Source organism: Desmospora activa DSM 45169 (assembly GCF_003046315.1).
Lineage (GTDB): Bacteria > Bacillota > Bacilli > Thermoactinomycetales > DSM-45169 > Desmospora > Desmospora activa.
The window spans coordinates 2493407-2516747 of sequence record NZ_PZZP01000001.1; the positions used below are offsets into that span (position 1 = coordinate 2493407).

The 23341-nt window shown below is 50.4% G+C and carries 18 protein-coding genes, 1 tRNA gene and 1 riboswitch; of the genes, 9 read left to right on the forward strand and 10 right to left on the reverse strand.

Annotation, left to right across the window (positions count from 1 at the left end):
• Nucleotides 1-124 precede the first annotated feature (124 nt).
• Nucleotides 125-2068, reverse strand: coding sequence for an AMP-binding protein (locus C8J48_RS12010; protein ID WP_107727117.1), 1944 nt, complete (start codon nucleotides 2066-2068; stop codon nucleotides 125-127).
• Nucleotides 2069-2191: 123 nt separating this feature from the next.
• Here C8J48_RS12010 and C8J48_RS12015 point away from each other — a divergent pair, with 123 nt between their 5' ends.
• Together C8J48_RS12015 and C8J48_RS12020 are read left to right on the forward strand one after the other, a co-directional pair.
• On the forward strand, nucleotides 2192-2917 hold the full coding sequence (locus C8J48_RS12015) for an alpha/beta hydrolase (RefSeq protein ID WP_107727119.1): 726 nt from the start codon (nucleotides 2192-2194) through the stop codon (nucleotides 2915-2917).
• Nucleotides 2918-3383: 466 nt separating this feature from the next.
• Entirely contained in the window at nucleotides 3384-4307 is a 924-nt protein-coding gene (locus C8J48_RS12020) for an amidoligase family protein (RefSeq protein WP_170105433.1), read from the forward strand.
• A gap of 107 nt (nucleotides 4308-4414) precedes the next feature.
• Here the strand turns inward: C8J48_RS12020 and C8J48_RS12025 are convergent, their stop codons facing one another.
• Nucleotides 4415-4855, reverse strand: coding sequence for a BrxA/BrxB family bacilliredoxin (locus C8J48_RS12025; RefSeq protein WP_107727124.1), 441 nt, complete (start codon nucleotides 4853-4855; stop codon nucleotides 4415-4417).
• Between the two features lie 193 nt (nucleotides 4856-5048).
• Between C8J48_RS12025 and C8J48_RS18775 the strand changes: the two genes are divergently transcribed.
• Together C8J48_RS18775 and ptsG are read left to right on the forward strand one after the other, a co-directional pair.
• Entirely contained in the window at nucleotides 5049-5345 is a 297-nt protein-coding gene (locus tag C8J48_RS18775; RefSeq protein ID WP_170105435.1) for a cytochrome C oxidase subunit IV family protein, read from the forward strand.
• 240 nt (nucleotides 5346-5585) lie between these two features.
• Nucleotides 5586-7532, forward strand: coding sequence for a glucose-specific PTS transporter subunit IIBC (gene ptsG, locus C8J48_RS12035; RefSeq protein WP_107727128.1), 1947 nt, complete (start codon nucleotides 5586-5588; stop codon nucleotides 7530-7532).
• Between the two features lie 526 nt (nucleotides 7533-8058).
• Here ptsG and msrB read toward each other — a convergent pair.
• Both msrB and C8J48_RS12045 read right to left on the reverse strand, forming a co-directional pair.
• Nucleotides 8059-8517, reverse strand: a complete 459-nt coding sequence (msrB, locus tag C8J48_RS12040; protein ID WP_107727131.1) for a peptide-methionine (R)-S-oxide reductase MsrB — start codon at nucleotides 8515-8517, stop codon at nucleotides 8059-8061.
• Between the two features lie 16 nt (nucleotides 8518-8533).
• Nucleotides 8534-9277 (reverse strand): IclR family transcriptional regulator, encoded by a 744-nt coding sequence (locus C8J48_RS12045; RefSeq protein ID WP_107727133.1) that lies wholly within the window; start codon nucleotides 9275-9277, stop codon nucleotides 8534-8536.
• Nucleotides 9278-9486: 209 nt separating this feature from the next.
• On the opposite strand from C8J48_RS12045, the gene acnA reads away from it, so the two are divergent.
• Complete coding sequence (gene acnA / locus C8J48_RS12050) at nucleotides 9487-12204, forward strand: aconitate hydratase AcnA (protein ID WP_107727135.1); 2718 nt, start codon at nucleotides 9487-9489, stop codon at nucleotides 12202-12204.
• A gap of 280 nt (nucleotides 12205-12484) precedes the next feature.
• Here acnA and C8J48_RS12055 read toward each other — a convergent pair whose 3' ends face one another.
• On the reverse strand, nucleotides 12485-13900 hold the full coding sequence (locus tag C8J48_RS12055; RefSeq protein ID WP_107727137.1) for a M28 family peptidase: 1416 nt from the start codon (nucleotides 13898-13900) through the stop codon (nucleotides 12485-12487).
• A gap of 288 nt (nucleotides 13901-14188) precedes the next feature.
• Complete coding sequence (locus C8J48_RS12060; RefSeq protein WP_170105437.1) at nucleotides 14189-14998, reverse strand: ABC transporter ATP-binding protein; 810 nt, start codon at nucleotides 14996-14998, stop codon at nucleotides 14189-14191.
• A gap of 227 nt (nucleotides 14999-15225) precedes the next feature.
• A riboswitch (TPP riboswitch) is annotated at nucleotides 15226-15336 on the forward strand.
• 212 nt (nucleotides 15337-15548) lie between these two features.
• On the opposite strand from C8J48_RS12060, the gene thiC reads away from it, so the two are divergent.
• Nucleotides 15549-17297, forward strand: coding sequence for a phosphomethylpyrimidine synthase ThiC (thiC, locus tag C8J48_RS12065; protein WP_107727141.1), 1749 nt, complete (start codon nucleotides 15549-15551; stop codon nucleotides 17295-17297).
• A 243-nt stretch (nucleotides 17298-17540) separates the two neighbouring features.
• Here thiC and C8J48_RS12070 read toward each other — a convergent pair whose 3' ends face one another.
• Complete coding sequence (locus C8J48_RS12070; RefSeq protein WP_107727143.1) at nucleotides 17541-18125, reverse strand: NAD(P)H oxidoreductase; 585 nt, start codon at nucleotides 18123-18125, stop codon at nucleotides 17541-17543.
• 122 nt (nucleotides 18126-18247) lie between these two features.
• Here C8J48_RS12070 and C8J48_RS12075 point away from each other — a divergent pair, with 122 nt between their 5' ends.
• On the forward strand, nucleotides 18248-19105 hold the full coding sequence (locus C8J48_RS12075; protein WP_107727145.1) for a LysR family transcriptional regulator: 858 nt from the start codon (nucleotides 18248-18250) through the stop codon (nucleotides 19103-19105).
• Between the two features lie 129 nt (nucleotides 19106-19234).
• On the opposite strand, the gene C8J48_RS12080 is transcribed toward C8J48_RS12075, so the two are convergent.
• Nucleotides 19235-19672, reverse strand: a complete 438-nt coding sequence (locus C8J48_RS12080) for a hypothetical protein (protein ID WP_107727147.1) — start codon at nucleotides 19670-19672, stop codon at nucleotides 19235-19237.
• A 132-nt stretch (nucleotides 19673-19804) separates the two neighbouring features.
• Here C8J48_RS12080 and C8J48_RS12085 point away from each other — a divergent pair, with 132 nt between their 5' ends.
• Nucleotides 19805-20218, forward strand: coding sequence for an acyl-CoA thioesterase (locus C8J48_RS12085; protein ID WP_245891140.1), 414 nt, complete (start codon nucleotides 19805-19807; stop codon nucleotides 20216-20218).
• A gap of 83 nt (nucleotides 20219-20301) precedes the next feature.
• On the opposite strand, the gene C8J48_RS12090 is transcribed toward C8J48_RS12085, so the two are convergent.
• Together C8J48_RS12090 and C8J48_RS18780 are read right to left on the reverse strand one after the other, a co-directional pair.
• Entirely contained in the window at nucleotides 20302-21555 is a 1254-nt protein-coding gene (locus C8J48_RS12090) for an MDR family MFS transporter (RefSeq protein WP_107727151.1), read from the reverse strand.
• A gap of 226 nt (nucleotides 21556-21781) precedes the next feature.
• Nucleotides 21782-21853 (reverse strand) — tRNA-Ala (locus C8J48_RS18780).
• 68 nt (nucleotides 21854-21921) lie between these two features.
• Between C8J48_RS18780 and C8J48_RS12095 the strand changes: the two genes are divergently transcribed.
• Nucleotides 21922-23022, forward strand: a complete 1101-nt coding sequence (locus tag C8J48_RS12095; protein ID WP_107727154.1) for an SDR family NAD(P)-dependent oxidoreductase — start codon at nucleotides 21922-21924, stop codon at nucleotides 23020-23022.
• Nucleotides 23023-23341 lie beyond the last annotated feature (319 nt).

Genomic DNA, 23341 nt, shown 5'->3' on the forward strand with positions numbered 1-23341 from the left:
CACACGGAAAGCCAGTTACTTATGGATTGAATTGCACCGTTATGCCAAATTGATTGTACAAAAGAGCCCGATTCAGGAGAATCGGGCTCTTGTTTTTCCTCTTTTCTATCCTACCATGAAACTTTTATCGATTCACGGAGGATGATCGAACTTCTGTGAGCACATCAGGATTTTCCAATGATGAAAGGTCTCCCGCATCCTGATTGAGATAAGCCGCTTTGAGCACACGTCGCAAAATCTTGCCGTTGCGGGTTTTGGGCAACTCACGTACAAAATGGACGACACGAGGGCGAAGGGCCTTGCCCATCTTTTCTCCCACCCAACGCAACAATTCACCGCGTAATTCCTCTGCTTCATCGACATCCGGTTTTAACACAACAAAGCAAATGGCCACCTCTCCTTTATCGGCATCCGGCACTCCAATGGTGGCCGCCTCCAATACCGCCGGATGATCCACCAGGATCGACTCTATTTCAGCTGGACCCAAACGCTTGCCGGCAATCTTCAAGGTATCATCGGAGCGACCGGTAATATACCAAAAGCCTTCCTTTTCAACCTCCACCCAATCGCCGTGCACCCACACATCGGGAAAACGCTTCCAATAAGTTCGTTCATAACGATCCGAATCTTGCCAGAAACTTTGTGTCATCCCAACCCAGGGTTGTCGAATCACCAATTCTCCCACTTCACCTCGGATACTTTCACCGCGTTCATCGACCACATCGACATCCATCCCCAACATCGGACCGCTAAAGGAGCAGGGAGCGATCGGTTTCATCAGGTTGGTAGCTAAAATGCCACCTGAAATCTCCGTACCACCGGAGTAGTTCCAGATCGGGACGCGCTTCTTTCCAACCTTTTCAAATAGCCACTGCCACGGTTCCGGATTCCACGGTTCACCGGTAGAGCCAAACACGCGTAAATCGTCCAAGTGGCGCCCCTCCAACCATTGGGGCCCATGTTTCATCAGTGCCCGCACCACTGTCGGAGAAAGGCCCAGATGGGTTACTCCGTGCGTCTCTACCAGCTTCCACAACCGATCGGGATGGGGATAATCTGGTGTCCCCTCAAACAGAAGCATCGTGGTTCCCGTCAACAGTGTACCAAACACCATCCACGGCCCCATCATCCATCCCATATCCGTCATCCAGAAAAGAACGTCCCCATCATCCAAATCCATGCCGTAAGCGGCATCGGAAGCAGCTTTAATCGGAAAGCCGGCATGAACGTGAACCGTCCCTTTGGGGCGGCCGGTGGTACCTGAGGTATAAATGATCATAAAGGGATCAGCGGCATCCGTCGGGGCAGCAGTCAGCGGTTGGCGGTCATTGGAGCGTAATTCGGTCCAGTTCAAATCGCGGGAAGTGGTTGGAATCTCCCGCCCCAACCGACGCACCACTACCACCCGCTGAACACTGGGGGACTGATCTACCGCCTTGTCCGCCTCTTCCTTCATCGCCACTGTTTTTCCCCGGCGCAAAAAGCCGTCGGCAGTGATCAACACCTTGGCTTCACTATCACGTAGACGTACCGCTACCGCCTCCGCACCATAACCGGAGAAGCAAGGCGTAAATACAGCTCCGATTCGGGCAACCGCCAACATCGCAATCACATTTTCCGCTACCATCGGCAAATAGATGGCCACCCGGTCCCCTTTGGCCACACCCAGTTCTTGCAAGCCGCGGGCGATTCGGTTTACCTCGGTCCACAACTCCCGATACGTCCATTTTTGAACCGTGCCATCGTCCCCCTCCCAGATAAGCGCCAGTCGCTGTCGGGAAGAAGGATCATTCACCCACCGATCAAGCGCATTGACTGATACGTTAAAACTACCGTCGACAAACCAGCGCGCCCACGGAATCCCGCGAGAAGTGTCCAGCACCTTCTGATAGGGGCGATCCCAGACCAGACCCAAATCTTGTTCCACCGTTCCCCAAAACCAACCGACATCGGAGACGGAGCGGCGATAAAATTCATCCACATCCGTGATCCCGACCTTCGCCATCAACCGTCCCAAACGTGACTGCTCTGTTAGCTCCTTATTTGGAAACCAAACCGCTTTTCCCATCGATACTCACCCCGATCATCGGATTAATGTAAGAGTGCAATCAATCGTTTTTCAATAAATATGACACACCAGCCTAAAAATAGGGTACAATAAGTGACACGATCGAAAAAGTGAGTGGTGGGTATGGACCAACGATACTTAAAACGAACAATTGTAAAAAGTGAAGTGGATAGCCATCACCTGGGTGAAACCCGGGACATCCAGGTATACCTTCCACCTGAACATGACGAAAACGCCGCTTATCCCGTCATCTATCTGCAAGATGGGGATGATTATTTTAACCTGGGTCGATTGGCAACCCAAGCCAACCGGATGATTTTGGACGGGGAGATCCGCCCCTTTGCAGCAGTGGCTATTCCGGTCGATAAACAAAATCGAATCGCGGAATATGCCCCTATCGGCTCGCGTCACGCTTCATATCTTCGCTTTTTTGTCGAAGAACTCCTTCCTTTTGTAGAAGGGGAGTTTCCTGTTACCATCGCGCCAGAAGAGCGGATCCTAGGCGGCTCCTCTCTTGGTGGAACCGTCTCGCTTCATCTGTCTTTGCAATATCCCCAACAGTTTCAGCGCATCATGTCACAGTCGGGAGCTTTTTTGGAGGCGACATTGGAGGCAATCCGTCACGTCGACACCCTCTCCCATCTGGAGATTTACCAATCCATCGGCAAAGCGGAAACCGCCGTCCCCACCAATTTAGGAAACCTGGATCTGTTGGCCCGCAACCGAGAAGTTCATCGGGCCTTGCAGGAAAAAGACGCCCGCGTTCACTACAGTGAACAGGACGGTAATCATACCTGGGGATTTTGGCAAAAAGATCTGCCCCAAGCTTTGGCATTCTTTTTCGGTTGACTACTCCCCATGCGTAAACGCTGGAGATTCACCACAGACACTTCCTACGGTACTTGGGTAATCTCCAGTAACCCGGAGAAATTGACCAAGACGCAAATGTCGTGCTTATAACCTAGCACGGCATTTTTTAGAAAATGCGGAGCCAAAACCCCAGAATAAAGTTGGCCATATGATGAGCAATCAGTGGATCATGATAGTGGCTTTTGCAATCATTCTATTTGGAAGCAAGGTAGCGTCAGTTATATACTGAAAGTATCGATCCAATAACAGCTTCAGGATGCTTCTCTAACCTGCCGTTTTTGGTAAAAATGCTTTTCAGCTAAATGCTGATTATATGATTCACCCAAATCTAGACGGAGGTGTAACCATGACCCCCAAAAATATCCCTCGGTAACCCCGTGCCCCTCCACCTTTCTTTTTCATTTCACAGACACGATTCACAATGAAAAAGAGAGGATGGCGAGTGATGAAACCGATTCAAACGGATTGGCAACATCTTCGATTCGGCGTCGAAATTGAATTTGTCGGCGGTACCCCCGAACGATTGGAGCGGTTGCCCGGCTGGACGATGTCATTGGATGAACGACAAACGGATGATAGCGGCGAGGAATCCGGCAGTGAATTAAAGCCGCCTCCACTGCAGTGGAAGGATCGGGAACAAATCCGTGTGATGCTGGCCCGACTTCAAGCGCAAAAGGCGATCGCCAATTGGAGCTGTGGACTTCATGTCCATGTTAGTTTGGAACCTTGGGGAAAAGAAGCGATCCTCCAGTTGATCGAAGCGGCTTTACGTTATCAAGAAGCCGTCAAGCAATTGTTGCAAACGAGCGCAGACCGGTTGATCTACTGCCCGCCTGTTACGAGGGAGCTGCTTGAGCGCTACCAGTCTGATCCTACGGAAGCGGCACTTTGCCATAAGGGACGCCCACAATCCCACCGCTGCGGCATTAACCTGGCCGCATGGTTTTGGAACAAAACGGTTGAAATTCGCTATGCAAACGGCTCCCTAGACTATAATGAAGTGATCAACACCGTTGAATTTTGTCTTCGTTTCGTCGCCGCCATCGGTACAGGGCGGAAGCTTCCCTGCGATCCTCAGGCCATGGCCTCTGAACTTGGCGCCCCAATCAGCGGTTATCCGCGCCCCCTTCCCGCTCCGCGTTGGTATCGGGAACGAATGTGGCTGGAAGAAGCGTTTGTTCCGGTCTTGGCCCCGCTTGCATCCAGCCTTGTTCAGGGTGGTGAAATCCTTCATATCCGACCTGACGCAGATGGAATTTTGGTTGTAATCGAAGATGCGAAGGGAAAGCCCCATCCATACCGTCTTCAACTCCCTAGCACAGGTTGGGATGCGACGCGCCTTCGTTCGAATGATCATTCAATTGTATAACCGCTAACAAAAAAACCCACACTGTGCGGGTTTCGTATTTAATGATTAAATTGGACCGAGTCCCGATTTCCCATCATCAGGCTTTATCCAGTAGCCTCAGTGATAGATCAGCAATATCGATCATAGGCGCTGGTCAGATTGGCGGAGATCTCCTCCAAGGAGCGATCCTCAATCTCATGACGCTGTACCATATGGACCAACTCCCCGTCTTTCATCAGGGCAAACGAGGGGGAGGACGGAGGAAAACCGGTAAAGTATTCCCGTGCTTTGGCCGTCGCTTCTTTATCCTGTCCGGCAAAAACCGTATACAGGTGATCCGGTTTTTTGTCATTGTTAAGCGAGTGCGCAACCGCAGGACGAGCCAACCCAGCTGCACATCCGCACACGGAGTTGACCACGATCAACGCTGTCCCTTTAGCTCCCTCTCCTTCCAATGCTTGCGCTACTTCCTCCGGTGTCGTCAATTCTGTAAAACCGATCCGAGTCAGCTCATCCCGCATCGGTTGGACCATCATTTGCATTTGTTGAATATAGAAATCTTGTGCCATTCCAAATCCCTCCTTGACTGTATTGTATCCAATGCAACCATCGGCGTCCACAACCTTAACAATTCCACGTTTGCCGCAACAAATCCGACGGGTAACATTACTGAAAGAACGTCGCTCCTGCATAAAGGTGCTCGCAAAAGCGCAACCTGCAAAATGTAACCCACTCACCCAACGCCAAGAGGTGGAATCTTCTATGACCGATACCGATCATCGCGAAAACACCCGACCACAGGAGACATCTGGCCAACATCTGCGCGCGTTTGGCTGGATGATTCTACTGACGGCAATCGCTTTTGCCGCTGTTGCAACCGGAACCTTATCAACCCCCCTCACCTTGACCGTCATTCTGGTTCTGGCTGTAATTCAAACCGTATTGCAGCTGACGACATTTATGCACTTGGATCGCCGCCATCAGCTTCCCATTTTATTTATGGCTAGTGGTCTCGGATTTAGTGCCATCATCGCGGTTGCACTGTGGTGGATGAAATAGAAGCAAATAGCGGCTCCTGCGGTGAATCTTCACTCAGGGGCCATCATTGTGTAATCCATGACTGCACAGATATTGCACAGTATTAAGTCCTTCCATCTAAAGAATCAACGATCAAAGATCAAACAGCCAAACATGCGCCTCTTTTTTTAACCGCACCCGCCATCGTTTCATTGGCACGGTTTTTGCATATATTTTTCCGGGTGCAGTTTTTCATGGGTATATTCTGAAGGAGGAACCTTTATGTTCAAAAAACTGTTTGGCATCTTGCAACGGGTGGGACGAGCGTTGATGTTGCCTGTCGCGCTATTGCCCGCCGCAGGTCTATTATTGGGGTTGGGTCATGAAAACGTTCTCAACCTTCCTTTGATGGAACAGGCCGGAAGCGTGATCTTTGACAACCTTCCCCTTCTTTTCGCTATCGGGGTGGCGGTCGGCTTGGCCGGTGGCGAAGGAACCGCCGGGGTGGCCGCCGTCGTCGGTTACTTGATTATGAATACCACCATGGGGATTTTAGCCAAAGATTCTGGGGTTGAGACAATCCAAGTACTTGGAATCGATACGATTCAAATGGGCGTCTTTGGCGGCATCATCATGGGACTAGTGGCAGCCGGACTATACAGTCGCTTTCACAATATTGAACTGCCCCAGTATCTCGGCTTTTTTGGAGGGCGCCGCTTTGTTCCCATCATCACGGCCGTCACTTCATTTTTGTTGGGGATTGCATTTACGATTATTTGGCCTCCCATCCAGAATGTCATCGATGCATTTGCCCTGATCGTAACGGAACAGAACACGCTATTGGCTGCTTTTATCTTCGGCATCATTGAACGGGCGTTGATTCCGATTGGATTGCATCACATTTTTTATTCGCCGTTCTGGTTTGATTTCGGCACCTTTCAAAATGCCAGCGGCGAAATTGCACGGGGAGACGTACAGCGATTCTTTGCCGGTGATCCCACCGCCGGTACTTTTATGACTGGTAAGTTCCCCTTTATGATGTTCGGTCTGCCAGCTGCGGCGCTGGCCATCTACCATGAAGCGCGCAAAGAGCGGAAAAAAATCGTGGGCGGATTAATGTTGTCGGCGGCACTAACATCCTTTTTAACCGGGATCACGGAACCGATCGAGTTTTCGTTCCTGTTTGTCGCTCCGGTACTTTATGCTATCCATGTCTTTTTCGCCGGGATCTCGTTTGCTCTGATGGATCTGCTCGGCGTAAAAGCGGGAATGACATTTTCCGGCGGCGTCATCGATTACATTTTGTACTGGAATCTTTCCACCAATTCGTGGATGATCATCCCGGTCGGTATCGCCTTTGCCGTTATCTACTACTTTGGCTTCCGTTTTGCCATCCGCAAATTTAACTTAAAGACCCCTGGCCGCGAAGATGAAAGCGAAGAGAGCGACGAAGATACATCCACCGGTGGAGGCGAATTGGCGCATGAGGTGTTGGAAGCCTTTGGCGGCGGAGAAAATATCACCAACCTGGACGCCTGCATCAGCCGTCTGCGCATCAATGTAAAAGACGCCTCCCAAGTGGACAAAGATCGCCTAAAGAAGCTGGGTGCATCCGGTGTGTTGGTTTACGGCGAAAGTGTGCAAGCCATCTTTGGTACCCAATCTGACATCATTAAAGGACAGATGCAGGATATTATGCGCGGAAAGAAACCACGCGCCGCTGAACCGATTCAAACCGAAGCGGACGGAAGTATCCGCGTCAGTGACGGTCGGGATGAAATCGGGGCACCGATGAAAGGGAAAATCCTATCCATCACCGAGGTGCCGGATGAAGTATTCGCCGGCAAAATGATGGGTGAAGGCTTTGCTATCGAACCCAGCGACGGTACCGTCGTCTCCCCAGTAGACGGCAAAGTAATCAATGTCTTCCCTACCAAACACGCCATCGGCATCCAATCCGACAACGGCATTGAAATCCTGCTCCATGTTGGCATTGATACTGTCAAGATGGAAGGGGAAGGCTTTACACTCCATGTGGAACAAGGAGCAACCGTCAAACGCGGTCAGAAACTCCTAAAGGTAGATCTGGATCTCGTCCGGAAAAAAGCAAAATCCACCATCACCCCCATCGTCATCACCAATCTATCTGAAGGGGAAAAGGTGGATCTACTCAAAGAAGGAGACGTTGGCTCCGGGGAAACAGGGATTGTCGCTATCAGCACGGAGTAAATAGAAAATCGGTCAATATGGCCACAGGCTGCTGATCTTATTCAGCAGCCTTTTTATATACACAAGTATGAAGAAACCGTCGACAAATCCCACCAACCGATACAGATCCAATTGTGGTTTAAGGCGTCTTACGCTTGTAAACTTGAATAGCAGCAATGGAGAAAGCAAGGAGAATACACGCCCAACATAACAAGGTAATCCATGCGCTGTTTCCAACAGAGTTACTCATCAACAAGGAACGTACGGTTTCAATCATTGGTGTCATAGGCTGGTATTCGGCAAATGAACGGACGATCTATGAGATCGACAAGAGAACGCTGTGTAGGAAAGTTTCGCTTTAAAAACTGGAGTAGATGACCGTTAGCCTGGTCCAATTTTTCTCACCTCGTTGATCGATTCTAATCTATAAAGTCAATTTCAATCTCATCCCAGATGTCGACGAGCCTTTTTTCTTAGTTCGGTGGGGAGGGACACACCCTCACACGCCAACAAACAAAAACCACCGGCTCAACCGGTGGTCTTTCACTCACTCCCCGTCCTTATCCCCAAACAAGCGCAAATATTTCCCATATCCTTCCTGCTCCAGCTCCTCCTTTGGAATAAAACGCAGGGCGGCAGAGTTGATGCAGTAGCGTAAACCCTCCGGTCCAGGGCCGTCGGGAAAGACGTGGCCCAGGTGGGAGTCGGCGGTTTTGCTGCGGACTTCAGTGCGGATCATACCATGGCTCTTGTCCTCATGCTCTTCAATCTCTTCCTTAGCAATCGGTTTGGTAAAGCTGGGCCAGCCGCAACCGGCATCGTATTGGTCCACGGAGCTAAACAACGGTTCACCGGAGACGATATCGACGTAGATCCCTTCTCGGTTGTTATTCCAATACTCATTGTGAAAGGGCGGTTCCGTGCCGTTTTCCTGGGTTACCTGATATTGTAGCGGTGTCAATCGCTCTTTTAACTCCTGTTGATTCGGCTTCTGAAAGTCAGCCAATTGGATCTCTCCTTCTTTACTTTTTCAACATCTTCTGCATCCGGTTGGCCGCCTCAATCACATAGGGGATCACTTCCCACATTCGCTCCAAGGTTAAGCGGCCCACCGGACCGGAGACGGCCAGTGCAGCGATAATTTTGCCGTAGCGGTTAAAGATGGGGACGGCGACAGCGGAGGTGCCCGCTTCTCGTTCCTCTACACTGGTAGCGTAACCTTCTTTCTTAATTACTTGCAATTGTTGCAAGTACTCCCCCTGATCCACCGACTGCGGCCAAGCCGGATCGCCTAAGATCAAGGCTTGCTCCGACGGCTCGGCAAAAGCCGTCAGCACTTTGCTGGATGCGCCCACCGCCAGCGGCATGCGCGCCCCGATCGGAGCGATGCGGCGAATCGTTTGGTTGCTCTCCACCGCTTGTACCCGAATCCGCTCAAATCCGTCACGGATGTATAGGCTGACCGTTTCCTCGATCGTATCGCGCAACTTTTCCATCTCCGGCAGAAACAGCGTAGCGGGATCGTCGGATTGGGAAAGATGAGCGGACAACTCCCAAATGCGAAAGCCTAAGCGATATTTTTCGGTGTCACCGTCGCGAATAAGAAACCCCTTCTCTTCTAGGGTGGCCAACAGACGGTACACTGTGCTTTTATTTAACTCCGTCATCCGCGCAATTTCCGTCAGGCTCAGTTCCGGCTCCTGGGTAAAGCAGAGCAGGATGTCCAAAGCACGCTCGGCGGCGCGCACGGTTTTTTTCGTTTCCATCGCGGATTGCCCCTTTAGTTCCACTTATTGAAAATTATTTTTATCGTTCAATTATACCCGTATTTTTTCCAGTTTGAAAGAGAGAATTAGACGAATCAGGGGTATACAAAGAGAAGGAGTCCATTGTATAATGAAAACGAAAAAGAAACGCGGTTTCAATAAGCGAAACAATGCGTTGGTACTCATCCTTTTCCAAGGAGGTTTTCCACATGTCCAAAAAGGATTTGTTTGGCGTGCGCACCAAGCTCTCCGCCGCCGGCAACGATTATCATTACTATCGCCTCGCCGGTTTGGAGGAGCAAGGTGTGGGGCCTGTCTCTCGTCTTCCCTTTTCCATCAAGGTACTGTTGGAAGCGGCCATCCGTCAACATGACGGTGTTGGCGTCACTAAGGATCACATCGAACAATTGGCCAACTGGGCCGATCGGTCGGAGCAAAATGAGGTGGCGTTTAAACCCGCCCGTATCGTATTGCAGGATTTCACCGGTGTACCCGCTGTCGTGGATCTGGCGGCACTCCGTTCCGCGATGCAACGGGTAGGCGGAAACCCGGACCGCATCAACCCCCTCATTCCGGTGGATCTGGTAATTGACCACTCCGTGATGGTGGATAAATTCGGAACCGAAGATGCCCTTGAGTACAACATGAACCGCGAATTTGAACGGAACGAAGAACGGTATCGCTTGCTGCGCTGGGCCAAAGAAGCCTTTGCCAACTTTAGCGCCGTCCCTCCGGCCACCGGAATCGTGCACCAGGTAAACCTGGAGTATCTGGCGAAAGTGGCCGCTACCCGCGAAGTGGACGGTGAAACGGAAGTCTTCCCGGACTCCCTCGTCGGTACCGACTCCCACACCACCATGATCAACGGCTTGGGCGTCGTCGGCTGGGGCGTAGGTGGGATCGAGGCGGAAGCCGGCATGTTGGGACAACCGCTCTACTTCCTTACCCCAGATGTAATCGGCTTCAAGTTGACTGGCCAGCTGGCTGAAGGTGCCACCGCTACCGACTTGGCCCTTACTGTTACCCAGATGCTACGGCAAAAAGGGGTAGTGGGCAAATTTGTCGAGTTCTACGGCCCTGGTCTCTCCAACATCAGCTTGGCAGACCGCGCCACCGTGGCCAACATGGCCCCTGAGTACGGCGCCACCATCGGTTTCTTCCCGGTAGACGAAGAATCCCTCAACTACATGCGTAACACCGGTCGCGACAACGATTTGGTGGAGCTGGTGAAGGAATACTACACTGCACAAGGGATGTTCCGTACCGACGATACCCCGGATCCGGTATTTACTGATACGATTGAATTGGATCTGGCCGACGTCAAACCCAGCTTAGCCGGTCCGCGTCGTCCCCAGGATCGCATCGAGCTGACTGATATGAAGAAAACTTGGGATGAGACGCTGACGAAGCCGATTGAAGAAGGCGGTTTCGGTGCCACTGAGGCCTCCAAAAAAGTAGCGGTGGAAATGGACGGCAAACGCTTTGAGCTGGACAACGGCTCTGTCGTCATCGCCGCTATCACCAGCTGTACCAACACCTCCAACCCGTCGGTGATGCTGGGTGCTGCCTTGGTTGCCCATAAAGCGGTACAAAAAGGGTTGACTGTGCCCCCTTATGTCAAAACCAGTCTCACCCCCGGTTCCAAAGTAGTGACCGAGTATCTGGAGAAATCCGGTATGATGAGCTCGCTCAATCAACTGGGCTTCACTTTGGCTGGATACGGCTGTGCGACCTGTATCGGAAACAGCGGTCCGCTGCCGGAGGAAATCTCGCAGGCGATCAACGATAACGACTTGACCGTGGCTTCCGTTTTGTCCGGAAACCGCAACTTTGAAGGACGGATTCATCCTGACGTCAAAGCCAACTACCTGGCATCACCTCCCTTGGTAGTGGCCTATGCCCTCGCCGGAACCGTCGATATCGACTTCGCTACCGACCCGATCGGACATGATGCGGACGGTAACGCAGTTTACTTTAAAGATCTATGGCCCTCCAACGCAGAAGTGCAAAAAACGGTGGAGGCGTCAATGAACGCCGATCAGTTCCGGGAGCAGTATGCTCGTGTCTTTGACGCCAATGAGCGCTGGAACCAAATGGATACCCCTGAAGGGGAATTGTACGAGTGGGACGAAAACTCCACCTACATCCAAGAGCCGCCTTTCTTTGTGGATCTCTCCCCGGAAGTGGAAGCGATCCAGGAAATCAATGGCGCCCGCGCATTGGCCATTTTGAAGGATTCCGTCACCACGGACCATATCTCTCCTGCCGGTGCCATCGCACCCAGCAGCCCGGCTGGAAAATACCTAAAAGATCATGGTGTCGAGCCGCGTGACTTCAACTCCTACGGTTCCCGCCGCGGAAACGATCGCGTTATGACCCGGGGTACCTTTGCCAACATCCGCATCCGCAACCAGATGGTACCGGGGACAGAAGGCGGATTTACCAAACATGTGCCTTCCGGTGAAACATTGGCGATCTATGACGCCGCTATGAAGTACAAAGAAGAAAACACTCCACTGGTGGTTTTGGCCGGTAAAGAATACGGCACCGGCTCCTCCCGTGACTGGGCGGCTAAAGGAACCAACCTGCTGGGCGTCAAAGCCGTCATCGCGGAAAGCTTTGAGCGGATTCACCGTAGCAACCTCGTCGGTATGGGTGTTCTGCCACTGCAATTCTCCGAAGGGGACAGCTGGCAATCCCTTGGCTTAACCGGTGAGGAGAGCTTTGACATCCTCGGTCTGGATGATAACATCCAACCGTTCCAAACCTTAAAAGTAAAAGCGACCAAAGCAGATGGCTCTGTCGTTGAATTTGACGCCATCACCCGCTTGGATAGCCAAGTGGATATCCAATACTACAAAAACGGCGGCATCCTGCAAACCGTTTTGCGTCAGTTCCTGGACAACAAAGAAGAAGTTAACGCCTAATGGCTGCCATTTTAGGCTTACACCACGGTGGAACCGGCTGGAATTGATCGAGCGGAAACGGTAAATATGAAAAACTCCCCTGTCTCAACATGAGGCGGGGGAGTTTTATTCTTTCACTTGCAAGTGGTTATTTTATTGCCTTAACTACCATTTCGTCAATCGAAGGCTGTTTCACTTGTCTTTATGAGCCCTCCAAAGATTGATTCGCCTTGACTAAGCGGCTACCCATACTGAATTGTTAGTGTCGAAACCAGCCCTTATAAGTCGACCGTGTAAAATCTTAACGAGTCACTTCATGTTCATGCTCTTCATGAAGCTGGCTTTCGCTCACCGGTTGCGGGCTCTTTTTCTTTCCATGCGGGATTTGTTTCCGCGCCAGGTCGTAGACGGCCGCCCCTACTAACTCACCGGCCTCTTGCAACCGATTCCGGTCGATTTTGTCAAATGTATCTTCCGGAGTGTGATACCACGGCTCCAAATTAGCGGTTCCAGGCTCGCGCCGGATAAAGTTGGCTGCATCGATTCCTGCCTCATAAAAGGCAACATGATCCGACGAACCCCGCTGGTAGAGCACGACGCTGTCGTTCCCCAGCCGCTCTGCTGCCGCAAACGCGAATTCCGTTACCGTATTGGGCTCTCCATCTACCACATTGAGGTATAGTTGGGTCGCTTGCTCCCATTTGGTGCCTACCATATCCATATTAAAATTGGCGATACTACGCTCAATCTCATCCGGGGACAGCTGACCGACATAATGACGCGACCCCAGCAATCCGATCTCCTCCGCCCCAAAAGCGACAAAGCGCACTTCCTTATCCGTGGGCAAGCCTTTCATAATCCGGGCCAGCTCCAGCATCACACCGGTGCCGGAAGCGTTATCGTTCGCCCCCGGAGAATACGGAACACTGTCATAGTGGGCGGTTACATAGACGATATCCGCATCCTTTTTCTCTTTTCCTTTTGGTTTTTTGACAGCGATCACATTTTGCGAGGTTTGGTTTGTATGGGCCTGGATCACCAGCTTCACTATCACTTCATCCGATTCCATCGCGGTCAACATCGCTTCTCCGTTTTCTTTTGTCACCGCCACCACCGGAATCGATATTTCTTCTCCCCCTAGGCTGGGACTCGGCGGAACGAGGGCATCCACATTATCGTAAATGATGACTCCCACCGCTCCCGCCTCCTCGGCATTGCGGGCTTTCTCAACAAAGGTGTATTCACCCCGTTGGATCAAAGCGATCTTGCCTGCAACATCAGCGGAGAAATCATCCTTCCCGCCTAAACCCGCATCCACTACACCGGTGCTCAGCCCTTCCTCCTCCGTTGGAGAAGAGCCAGTGGCGATTCGAATCGGAAGTTCCCGCTCACCCTCAAGATCGACGGTTAAACTTCCCTCCAGACGATCCGGGATATCAAATTCCTGTATCTCCACCTCGTATCCGTATCGCTTCAACAGTTGTTGAATATAGCGAGACGATTCCTTTTCCGCATCAGTGCCTGTCACCCGTGGCCCGATATCGACACTCAGATGGCGGATGTGATCCAATGCACGCCCGGAATCAAAGCGGGCAACGATTTTTTCATCATAAGCAGAATGCGGTGCTGCTTCTGCCGCCGCAGCGGATAATCCCACCACAAGTCCGCCCCACACCAAAACGATCGTTAACAATAATGGCAAAAAACGCTTCCCCATCGTGACCCTCCCCAAGATCAATGTGGCGAACCAATCATTTGGATAACATTTAAAATTATCTGATGACTAGTTTGCGATCATAATTATAGCGATGCTTTTGGAAGTGGACAAGAAGGAATTTAGGTAAGCAATCGCATAAGATCAAAAAAACCCGCCGTCGATGGCGGGGGACCAGAGACCATGATTTCATGAGAATTGTCGACCGGAAGGACTTATCCATTCATTTGCGTAGGGTTCACACATCACTGGATAGTGTTAAGCATACCAGTGAGTCGTGGATGGAGGAAACTATGGAGACCGGGTTTTTACCTTTGAAAAAGTTTGCATCGTTCGGTACCAGGAAGCAACCGTACCGTCAGGAACACCGGCGGTTAAAATTTTGCGTGGGCCAATCCGGCGGCAAGATCCCGCTTCCATCAAGAGAAGGTGGTCCGCCGCTTCTGCCAGCTCCAAATCGTTGGTAGCCAGTACAGTAATCCCGTGTTGACGACGGCGAGTCAATTCCTGCATAAACAATTGCCAGCCCCAATCATCCAATCCATGGGCAGGTTCGTCCAGCAACCAAATGGGTGGTTCGCTGATCAGACTGCGAGCGATTATGTAACGGGCTGCCACATCCCGAGACAATTCATTTAACGGCTGTTTTCGAACACCAGCCAACCCCCACCGGGCAATCAGCTCCGCGGCACGTTTTTTCGGTTGTGGAAGCTGATAGGATTGAGCCAGATACAGAAGAGACTCATCCAAGGGGGTGTCATGATTCAACCGTTTTCGCTGGGGGACATAACCGATACGCTGTCGCAGTGCTTCCATCGGGGAAGCACTGCCCATGGCAGCGATGCTTTTTGACCATACATGAACTTCACTGCGGTGGGTTTGGTAGGTGATCCTTCCGTCATCCGGGACAGCCGCCGCCGCAGTCACCCGCAGCAGTGTGCTCTTGCCGGAGCCTTCCGGTCCCAGTATGACAGTCACTCCCTGTTTTAGGGAAGCTGTGAAGTCCAGCAGTCCGGTCTGCGCTTGGCGTTGGTAGGAAAAACGATCGCCCTCTTCTTTTCCATAAAACACTTTGTTCACATGAGACCATTCAATGCGCAAGAAACCATCATCCTTTCCAACCCATCCGCTATCACCAGCATACCCTATCTATAGGAGTAATGGAAAGGCACAACCCCGGTTTCTGCCGGAAACGGTGACAACTTTGGTTGTGATTATCCTTTTTATAGACAGATGGAATCGACAAAAAGTTGCGGTGATCACATAAAAAAAATTCAATTTTTCCGTTGCCAATGTCATCCGGATATGATAAGTTGTTGGGCAAGCAACCTCATACAAACGGGAGCTTGGAGGAGCCAGGCTGAGAGGGCGGGTAATCAACGCCGACCGTTAAACCTGATCTGGGTAATGCCAGCGTAGGAAATGGAAAGTATCCTTTGTATGATCTTGAGCGGAATGTCGAATTCGGACCGAACCTCAAACAAGAGGGCGGTGAAGATTCGACGCAAAGGCTCACCATCACCGGTGGGTTCGTTCATAGCAAAGGAGCCGTACGCTGCCGTACGGCTTTTTTTATTGATTGCAGTATCACCGCCCCCGTCTGACCCTCTTGCTGTTGGTGGGGTTGCCAACAAAGTGAGGAGGATTAACCATGCAACCGATCCATCATCATTTTCCCAACAGCCACAAGGTGTATCAAACCGGATCACGGGAGGATATCCGGGTACCGATGCGGGAGATTCACCTTTCCCCGACCCAAGGCCGCTTTGGAAACGAGGACAACGCACCCCTACGCGTCTATGACAGCAGTGGTCCCCACACCGACCCGGATATGGACATCGATGTGACTGCAGGACTGACACGCTTACGCTCTCGCTGGATCCACGAACGCAGTGACGTGGAGGAGACAGAAGGACGACCGGTAAAGCCGATCGACAACGGCCGCCGCTCCGATCGCGATCACACCCCGGAATATCCAAAATTACGCCGCCGTCCCCTGCGAGCGAAAACCGGCCATAATGTGACGCAACTCCATTATGCACGACAAGGCATCATCACCCCTGAGATGGAGTTTGCCGCTATCCGCGAAGGGGTTTCCCCGGAATTTGTCCGCAGTGAAATCGCCGCCGGCCGAGCCATCCTACCCTCCAACATCAATCACCCCGAAAGTGAGCCAATGGTGATCGGCAAGCATTTTCACGTAAAAATCAACGCCAATATCGGCAATTCCGCCGTCTCTTCCTCCATTGAAGAAGAAGTGGAGAAAATGATGTGGGCCACTCGCTGGGGAGCGGACACAATCATGGATCTCTCCACCGGCAAGGATATCCATACTACCCGGGAGTGGGTGATTCGCAACAGTCCCGTTCCTGTCGGCACGGTTCCGCTGTATCAAGCCTTGGAAAAAGTGAACGGAGAACCGGAAAAACTCACCTGGGAAATCTATCGCGACACCCTGATCGAACAGGCGGAACAAGGGGTGGATTATTTTACTATCCACGCCGGGGTCCGACTGCACCACATTCCCTTAACCGCTAACCGATTGACGGGAATCGTCTCCCGCGGTGGATCGATCATGGCCGCCTGGTGTTTAGCTCACCACCAGGAAAGCTTTCTATACACGCATTTTGAGGAAATTTGCGAAATTATGCGTACCTATGACATTGCCTTCTCCTTAGGTGACGGTCTACGACCGGGGTCCATCGCCGACGCCAATGATGAGGCACAATTTGCCGAGCTGGAAACCTTGGGCGAGCTGACCGCGATCGCCTGGAAACACGATGTCCAGGTAATGGTGGAAGGGCCCGGTCACGTCCCCCTGCATCAGATCAAAGAAAACGTCGACATTCAGCAAAAAGTATGCCGTGAAGCGCCTTTCTACACCTTGGGACCGCTGACAACGGATATCGCCCCCGGCTATGACCATATCACCTCTGCCATCGGGGCGGCGCTAATCGGCTGGCACGGCACCGCTATGCTCTGCTATGTAACGCCCAAGGAGCATCTGGGCCTGCCCAACCGGGATGATGTAAAAGAAGGCGTAATCACCTACAAAATCGCCGCCCATGCTGCTGATCTGGCCAAAGGTCACCCTCAGGCCAAACAGTGGGACGACGCCCTCTCCAAAGCGCGGTTTGAATTTCGCTGGGAAGATCAGTTCAATCTGTCGTTGGACCCCATCCGCGCCCGCCAATATCATGATGAAACCCTTCCCGCCGAACCGGCCAAAACCGCTCATTTCTGCTCCATGTGCGGACCGAAATTTTGCTCGATGCGCATCACGCAAGATATTCGAGAATATGCAGCGGAACGGGGGTTGGATACCCGCGAGGCACTCGAACAGGGCTTACAGGAAAAAGCGGAAGAATTTAAGCAGAGCGGTGCACAAATTTATCGATAAATATTTTTAACGGAGCCTATGAGGCTCCTTTTTTAAATCCGCCATATCTAGAGAGCATTATAAATTTATGTTATAAGTCCCACACTCCATCCTCCCCCACAATAGGCATAGATACAACCTTTATCACAATTACCGATATTAGTCATAGATATCACGTTGACGTCTGTATTTACAGGCGTCAACTTTTAATATTTCGAGAGAGCACACCCAATAGAGGATAACTACCCGTAAATTGATGCCGATTTAGTCCCAGTCTCGATCGGCATAATGCAATCCTAGTTGATAAGCCTGGGTAAGCATTTTTTCTATCAGTACCGGATTTGGCTTAATCGTCTCATAAAAAAGTTCAACGCTGGAACGGGGGATGCCACAATAATGGGCTAAACCCACATTAAAATAATGGGAGATCATCTCATCGTATTGCCGCTTCTCAAAACGTTCAATCGGAGCGCCTGCCAAGCTCAACCACAATACCGATCGATGGTGGAGCTTATTGGGACCATATGCAAAACCATAGTTCCAAACACGGTCGATATACCCCTTTAACATCGCCGGCATGCTCCACCACCACAACGGAAAAATAAAAGCCAACGCTTCATGCCGCTGCAATCGTTTCATCTCTTCTTCTACTTCTACTGAAAATTGCTGCTGATCAGCTGACCAATTCGGTTCATCCGCTTCCCACAATACGGGATTAAAGCCACTACGGTACAAATCGAATACTTCCGTCTCGTGCCCGGCATCTTTTAAACCTTGTACAAATCGATCCGCCACGGCAAAGGTTAAAGAGTTTTTCCTGGGATGTGTAACAACGGTAAGGACATTCATGTTGTTCCCCTCCATGTTCTTGAATCAAGTATATCTATAGTGTATGATGACGCTTGAGTTCAGTAAAATAGATATTATTGAATATACAGTTCAATAAAAACGATAGTAAAAGGGATGATAACATGGAACTCCGTCACCTGATCACTTTTCGCACCATTGTCGATGTTGGTGGATTTAAAAAGGCGGCAGAGGAACTGGGGTATGCCCAATCTTCCATCACGACTCACATCAAAGAGCTGGAAAAAGAACTGGGTACTCCTTTGTTTGATCGCTTTGGGAAAAATATCACCTTAACACAAACCGGTAAGCGTTTTCTCCCTTATGCTGTGGACATCATCCAACTTTATTCAAAATCGAAAGAAACGATCGATGATACCGATGAACCCTCCGGCCAACTAACCGTCGGCGCTTCCGAATCAGCGATGATCCACTGGATTCCTACTGTAATCTCAACATTTATGAAAGACTACCCCAAGGTAGAGCTAATTTTAAAATCACTCGATTATCCCGATGTATCGGCTCAATTGAGCAAAGGGGATATCGATCTTGCCATCTTGGTTGAAACCTCCCCATGGTCTCCCAAAGAATTAACCGTCAAAAAGTTAAAAGAGGAGAAGCTTGTATTGGTGCAATCGGCGAAAAACGGAACGGCGATAAAAGACCGAACCATGCTGTATATGGAGCAAGCATGTAGTTGGCGCTCGATTTTTGAAAATCATGTGCAGATCGAAGGGAAAACATCCATCACAAAAGTGGAACTCGCCAGTATTGAAGCGATTAAACAGTGTGTCTCCTGTGGTCTCGGCACCTCTTTATTGCCTCACTTTACCGTGAAAGATGAACTGGAAAGCGGGGAATTGAAAGCGATTGAAGCGGACGTACCCAACAATGCAATCGCCCTCTATGCGGCTTTTCACAAAAACAAATGGATCACCAGAAGCTTGGACGCCTTTCTAAACGTCCTAACGAAAAGAAGTTGACACCTGTCAGGCCGGCGTCAACTCGATTCTAAGTATGATATTGGGACAAATGTTGCAATTGCCATGGAGCTCCGACCTGTATATGGCCTTCCTAATCGCGCAGAGCCGATAATCAGGCAACAACATCTGTCAAAGCTGCATCGTCAAAATAATGATTACCGATATCAACGGAATCGCGGTAACAAATGCGATAGCAACCATACAGAAAAGATTGAGCAACATCTTTCCCTTTTCCGAAATACGGGGATTGTTGATCACTTCCTGACGAGTGAGGAAAATATTGATGCAACCAAACAGTAGGGCACCTAATATCAAAACAAGCGGAAATATAATGTCGCTACCGGTACCATCGAAGATTTGCATCGTACCAACAGCGATTAGAACGAGGGGAACCACTTCCACCAGGGATACTCTCAACAAAAAAGGGGCAAATTCTCGCTGCAGATCGATCTCCTCCGCCTCTTCCCCCTTTGCTTGCAAACGGCCGATAAATGACTTAAAAACGATTACGATTCCCACTACCGCGATGATACTTGCAAGTGCAAACAACCAACTCGGATTTTCCATAGGGTTTCTTCCTCTCTTCCATTTTCCTTCAGAATACCATCCATCGAAACCCGATTGAACCGTCGATATCGATAGATTATGATTTGGAAGAGGATCAAGCAATCATCAAAACCGGAACCTGGAGGGAAAAGGATGCCGCTTTCCACAACCATACAAGTACGTTTCAACGAATGTGACGGGTTGGGACATGTCAACAACGCTGTCTACTACACCTATATGGAAGCCGCCCGTATTGAGTTGTTTCAATTATTGGACCCCGACATGGATCTGCACAATTGGAAGCTGATCGTCGCCTCCACCAGCTGTGATTATAAAGCGCAAGCCACTTTTGGCCAGTGGTTGACCATCACTACCGAAACGGAGAAAATCGGCAACACCAGCTTCACCTTACTGCACCGGATTCTGGACCGAGACACCGGAGAGCTGATCGCACTTGGACACGCCGTTATGGTCCACTTTGATTATCACCAACAAAAAAGTGTCCCCCTCACCTCAACAATGGTGCAAACCCTACAATCCTTAAACAACGATTCCGTCCATCAATAAACCGACAGACCGGGCAGTAACCCTCCTCTCGTTTACGAGTCAAAACAGAAGGATGACTGCCCGGTCTATCAATCCAGCATCCGTTATTTACCCACAAACGCTTGCGGCAGAGGGGCATCTTTCGCTTTTGCTGCTTGTTGCCGCAGCCATGCCCGATGGCCCCACCAGAAAAACACGGCTCCACCGCCGGCAATGACGGCGACAAAGGTGAACATTGCCATTCCACCCCATTCGCCCAACATCCAGCCACCCATAGCTGGACCGATGAAGAAGCCGATGGAGCGAAAATTACTGGCGCCAAAGTACGTTCCGCGAAGATGTTCCGGTGCCAAACGGTCGATAAAGAGACTGCTGCTGGGAAAAAGTAAAATCTCACCCAGTGTCAAAATGAACATCCCCGCTAAAAACCACCACCCACTCCCGCCAAAGGCAAAAAAGAGCAGCCCCGCCGCCAGCAAACCGCTTCCCAGCATCATATTGCTGAGGATAGACCGCTTCTCTCCCCAACGGGTGATCACCATTTGCAATAGAATCACGGTTACTGCATTAAGTGCCAGTAATGTCGGATACCAAGCATTGTGCTCTCCAAAGAGTTGATCCAGATGAAGAGGCAAATTGCTTTCATTCTGAGCATAGCCGATATGGCCCAAGATGCCTCCCAGAATAAAAAAACCGAGGGCCAGATCACGGCGAATCACCGCAAAAGCCTCGCCCACGCGAATGCGATCAGCACCCCCGCTTTGGGAAGATAGCTCCGCTCGATACCGGGTCATCAACCCGGTTAACACTACGGCATAAGCGAGATAAATGGCACTGGTAAGCCAAAACGCCGCCGTACCGGACATCCACGCCAGATACGCCCCAATGAGCGGTCCCAGTGCCGCACCCACATTGATGGCCATATAGCGAATCCCAAATACCCGCATCCTTTTTTCCGGAGGTGTCAAGTCAGCCATCAGCGCTTGGCTCGTCGGCTCAAAAAAAGAGCGACACAAGCCATTTAAAGTATTAAGCAGGAGAAACATCCATACTTCTGTCGCCAGAGCAAAGCCGATAAAGACCACCACCCATCCATAGAGGGTGGTTACCATCACCACGCCTCGGCCCCACCGATCGGACAAATAACCTCCCACAAACCCACCAAAGGTTCCTGCCAATGCCCCCATCCCCACCACCAACCCGATCAACCACGGCGGCAACTCCGATGAACGGGCCAGATAAAGGGCTAAAAAAGGCAGACTCATAAAAGAGGCCGCCCGTGCAAACATTGTTCCTCCCGCCAACACCCACACTAGCGGGTGATACTCCTGATACAAGTGTCGTAAACGTCCCGGCATTCTCTCCACTTCTCTTCCTCTATTTTTTCATTCCATATAATATAACAGCTTTTGATCGTTTTAGGAAATGTCAACGAGAAGCCTCTCTATTCTCACATTTCAACGAGTATTTCCACAAAATAAAGCCCCCAGTCTTCGCTTGGCGCGAAGTGGGGGCTTGCCTGCGGAAAGGATTGGAACCTTTGTCTCCTGCCCGTAGCGCAGGTATTTTGAATTAAACTACCGCAGTACACAGGAAGGATTAAAACCTTCATCTCGCTGCTTGCCAAACAGGCGCTTTGTTTAAGCTACTATGTACAATCATTTTAACCCATGGTATGATACATTGCAATGCAATTATTATTTTTTTGAATGATAGGTGATCTCATGCCCCATTCGCAAAAACCACCCAAACCAAACAAATGTTATGTATGTAAACAACCCTTGCTGGAAAAACACGCCCATTATCCCCTACTCTGCCTGGAGTGTGGTGATTTTAATGAAAAAAAGCGCTTAGCCCGTCATGATTTACACGGTTATACCGCCCTGGTCACCGGTGGAAGAACCAAGATCGGGTATTATACTGCGTTGCGCCTATTGCGTGACGGTGCCCAGGTGATTATAACCAGCCGTTTTCCTTATACCGCCCTCCATCATTATTTGCAAGAAGCTGACTGTTGTGACTGGCAGGATCGCATCCATATCTATGGTCTGGATTTTCGCCGGATTGAACGAGTAGAAGCGTTTGCTCGTTTTTTGGATAAACAGTTTCCCTCCATCGACATCATTATCAATAACGCGGCTCAAACGGTACGTATGCGGGAAGAAGAATACGTGGCACTCGCTCAAAACGAGCAAAGTTTACAAAATCGATTAGGCAGAAATCACTCCCCACAGCTCAGCAGCCGCGAGATTGCCGTTACTTCTTTTGAACAAACGGATTCACCACCACTACAATTGCAGCCCTTGCAACCCGTTCAGGGTGAAGGCGATGCCATCACTACCACATCAAGGGAGTACCATTCCTGGACTGCCCAGGCTGATCAAATTCCCCTGGTGGAGATGTTGGAAGTACAACTGATTAATGTGACGGCTCCATTTTTGTTAAATACACAATTAAAACCGGCGATGGTGCGAAGTCCCCGCCGCAACCGTTTTATTATCAATGTTTCTTCAATCGAGGGGAAATTTAGTATGAAACGAAAAAATCCCTATCATGTACACACCAACATGGCAAAAGCATCGCTCAATATGATGACGTTAACGATGGCAAAGGAATACAAAAAAGATCGCATCTACATTACCTCAGTCGATCCCGGCTGGGTATCTGATCAAATTCCACAAAAAGCAAACAAGGCCGCCATTCAACTTCCCCTTGATTTTCACGATGCCGCCGCTCGTATCTGCGATCCGATCTATATGAGCAAAGAGGCGGATAAACCGCCTACCGGCTTGTTTTTTAAGGATTATCAGCCGATCGATTGGTAAAACGGAGTGAAGGCTTCTCCGCGCGAAGTTCAATCAATCAGCGAACCATCGACTTAAGTTTCACTTCGCTGCACGATCGGCAGCCTTGTGACCTATAGCAAATTGCTGTTCATTGCCGTCCAAAAGCCCACTGTATCGTAAGCTTTTGGACGGCGGGAATACAAATATACTCCCCCTCTACCTCCAAGTCAGTCGCAACGGAGTGTTGTTCAGTTTCCTTAAAAGGGATCACTGACAATACAGCCTCCATCGAAGGATAAAAAAGGGAATGGAGATACAAACTTTCCCCAACCCCACATCTATTGCTTGTACTCCTATT

Excerpts from the sequence above, each read along its gene's own strand:
- C8J48_RS12010 (WP_107727117.1), bottom strand. The coding sequence starts at position 2,068 with ATGGGAAAAGCGGTTTGGTTTCCAAATAAGGAGCTAACAGAGCAGTCA.
- C8J48_RS12015 (WP_107727119.1), top strand. The coding sequence starts at position 2,192 with ATGGACCAACGATACTTAAAACGAACAATTGTAAAAAGTGAAGTGGAT.
- C8J48_RS12020 (WP_170105433.1), top strand. The coding sequence starts at position 3,384 with ATGAAACCGATTCAAACGGATTGGCAACATCTTCGATTCGGCGTCGAA.
- C8J48_RS12025 (WP_107727124.1), bottom strand. The coding sequence starts at position 4,855 with ATGGCACAAGATTTCTATATTCAACAAATGCAAATGATGGTCCAACCG.
- C8J48_RS18775 (WP_170105435.1), top strand. The coding sequence starts at position 5,049 with ATGACCGATACCGATCATCGCGAAAACACCCGACCACAGGAGACATCT.
- ptsG (WP_107727128.1), top strand. The coding sequence starts at position 5,586 with ATGTTCAAAAAACTGTTTGGCATCTTGCAACGGGTGGGACGAGCGTTG.
- C8J48_RS12045 (WP_107727133.1), bottom strand. The coding sequence starts at position 9,277 with ATGGAAACGAAAAAAACCGTGCGCGCCGCCGAGCGTGCTTTGGACATC.
- acnA (WP_107727135.1), top strand. The coding sequence starts at position 9,487 with ATGTCCAAAAAGGATTTGTTTGGCGTGCGCACCAAGCTCTCCGCCGCC.
- C8J48_RS12055 (WP_107727137.1), bottom strand. The coding sequence starts at position 13,900 with ATGGGGAAGCGTTTTTTGCCATTATTGTTAACGATCGTTTTGGTGTGG.
- thiC (WP_107727141.1), top strand. The coding sequence starts at position 15,549 with ATGCAACCGATCCATCATCATTTTCCCAACAGCCACAAGGTGTATCAA.
- C8J48_RS12070 (WP_107727143.1), bottom strand. The coding sequence starts at position 18,125 with ATGAATGTCCTTACCGTTGTTACACATCCCAGGAAAAACTCTTTAACC.
- C8J48_RS12075 (WP_107727145.1), top strand. The coding sequence starts at position 18,248 with ATGGAACTCCGTCACCTGATCACTTTTCGCACCATTGTCGATGTTGGT.
- C8J48_RS12080 (WP_107727147.1), bottom strand. The coding sequence starts at position 19,672 with ATGGAAAATCCGAGTTGGTTGTTTGCACTTGCAAGTATCATCGCGGTA.
- C8J48_RS12085 (WP_245891140.1), top strand. The coding sequence starts at position 19,805 with ATGCCGCTTTCCACAACCATACAAGTACGTTTCAACGAATGTGACGGG.
- C8J48_RS12090 (WP_107727151.1), bottom strand. The coding sequence starts at position 21,555 with ATGCCGGGACGTTTACGACACTTGTATCAGGAGTATCACCCGCTAGTG.
- C8J48_RS12095 (WP_107727154.1), top strand. The coding sequence starts at position 21,922 with ATGCCCCATTCGCAAAAACCACCCAAACCAAACAAATGTTATGTATGT.